This window comes from Paraburkholderia sp. BR10937, from assembly GCF_040965695.1.
In the GTDB taxonomy this organism is placed as follows: domain Bacteria; phylum Pseudomonadota; class Gammaproteobacteria; order Burkholderiales; family Burkholderiaceae; genus Paraburkholderia.
On the sequence record NZ_JBFRCL010000132.1, the window covers coordinates 1 to 1,879 of the forward strand.

Consider the following 1,879-nt stretch of genomic DNA (forward strand, 5'->3'; position numbering starts at 1 on the left):
TTTTTTTAGTGTGCCGGGCATGCACAACAGCTTGGGGGTGGAAGTCCCCTGCCCAACCTGATGGTGGTGAAGGGCTAGCGAAACGCAAGGGCGTCGTTGTGAGGCGGGGTCTGAAGGAAGCGTGTAGCAAAGCCACGACCTGACGAACAGAAACCAGATACGAGGCCTACCCAGTCGGACGAGCGAGCTAATGATCGCGAAGTCCACAACCATCAAGGGCTGGGGTGGTAAATCTGGCAGGCGTGTGGTGAAGGCGGTTGGGCTTACCCCGGGAGGCCTGCCCGGTGTCCTGGAATCAGGACTGAGCAGCCCGCAAGGGCTGCTGATCGCCGTGCAGGAGTCAGCAGAAGGCATAGTAGGGCGGTGGGTACGCCTGAAGGCCTGAACGGAAAGGAGCGGCGAGTAAGCCGGAGAACTCGACATGGGAGCGCAGCAGAAAACGCACTGCGCCCTTGATAGCGGAAGCAGGGGTGAAGCCCCGGTGACTGCTGATCGAGGGGCTGAACCTATGACGGCGAACCCCGAGCCTGAAAGCCCGTCGGCTTGTGACCGGCTGATGGAAGAAGTCTGCGAAAGGGAGAACCTGAAGCAGGCGTTGAAGCGCGTGAAGTCGAACAAGGGTGCACCGGGTGTGGACGGCATGACAGTTCAGGCATTACCGGCGTACCTGCGGGAGCATTGGCCGACGATACGGGCCTCACTGCTCGAAGGCACCTACCAACCCCAACCTGTGAGACGGGTCGAGATACCCAAGCCGGACGGAGGAGGCGTGCGCAAGCTCGGCATTCCTTCTGCGCTCGACAGGCTAGTCCAGCAGGCGGTGTTGCAGGTGCTGCAAAGGCAGTGGGACCCGACGTTCTCGGACTCCAGTTACGGATTCCGTCCGGGACGCTCGGCGCATCAGGCTGTGGCGCGCGCGCAGGGCTACATCCAGGCGGGATACCGCTGGGTGGTAGACCTGGATTTGGCGCAGTTCTTTGACCGCGTGAACCACGATATCCTGATGAGTCGGGTGGCAAAGCGGGTGAGCGACAGGCGCGTCCTGAAGCTGATCCGCTCCTTCCTGACGGCCGGCGTGCTGGAGAATGGGCTGGTTGGTGCGACGGACGAAGGGACACCCCAGGGTGGCCCCCTGTCACCGTTGTTATCCAATCTGATGCTCGACGATCTTGACAAGCTGCTTGAGCAACGCGGACTGCGGTTCGTGAGGTACGCCGACGACAGTAACGTCTACGTACGCACCGAACGCGCGGGCCGCCGGGTGATGGCGGGGTTGAAAGCCTTCCTCGCCGGTAAGCTGAAGCTGAAGGTCAACGAGTCGAAGAGCGCTGTCGCGCGGCCGCATACGCGGAAGTTTCTGGGCTTTACCTTCTCGAACCGGGAACAGGGCAAACGGCGTATTGCACCCAAGGCACTGGCTCGCTTCAAGGAGAGGATCAGGGAACTGACACAGCGCACCCGAGGCGTCAGCGTCGACCAGATGATTGGTACGCTGAAGCGGTATCTCACTGGATGGCGTGGCTACTTTGGTTTCTGCGAAACCCCAAGCGTGTTGAAGCGCCTCGATGAATGGATTCGTCGCCGTATCCGTTGCTTCTTCTGGAAGCAGTGGAAGCGTGGCCGGACCCGTTTCAAGGAACTGACTGCCCGCGGGGTTAGCCGCGATCTCGCCGCTCAGACCGTTGGATCGCCGCACAATGCGTGGCGGCTTAGTTGCAGCCCTGCGCTGAGTCTCGCACTGCCAACCCGGTATCTACGTTCTCTTGGACTTCCCTCTGTCGGTCCAGTCGGCTAACCGATCCGAGCCGCCGTGTACGGACCCGTACGCACGGTGGCGTGGGAGGGGTCAGGTCGCGAGGCCTGCCCCTATCCCGATTGG

At 61.6% G+C, this 1,879-nt stretch carries 2 protein-coding genes; both read left to right on the forward strand.

The genetic code is table 11. The annotated features are described in order from the left end of the window. Positions 1 to 190 precede the first annotated feature (190 nt). A complete protein-coding gene (locus AB4Y44_RS42250) occupies positions 191 to 385 on the forward strand; it encodes a hypothetical protein (protein ID WP_368702794.1) in 195 nt (64 codons plus the stop codon). A 123-nt stretch (positions 386 to 508) separates the two neighbouring features. Further along, entirely contained in the window at positions 509 to 1,795 is a 1,287-nt protein-coding gene (ltrA, locus tag AB4Y44_RS42255; protein ID WP_368702795.1) for a group II intron reverse transcriptase/maturase, read from the forward strand. The last annotated feature ends 84 nt before the right edge of the window (positions 1,796 to 1,879 follow it).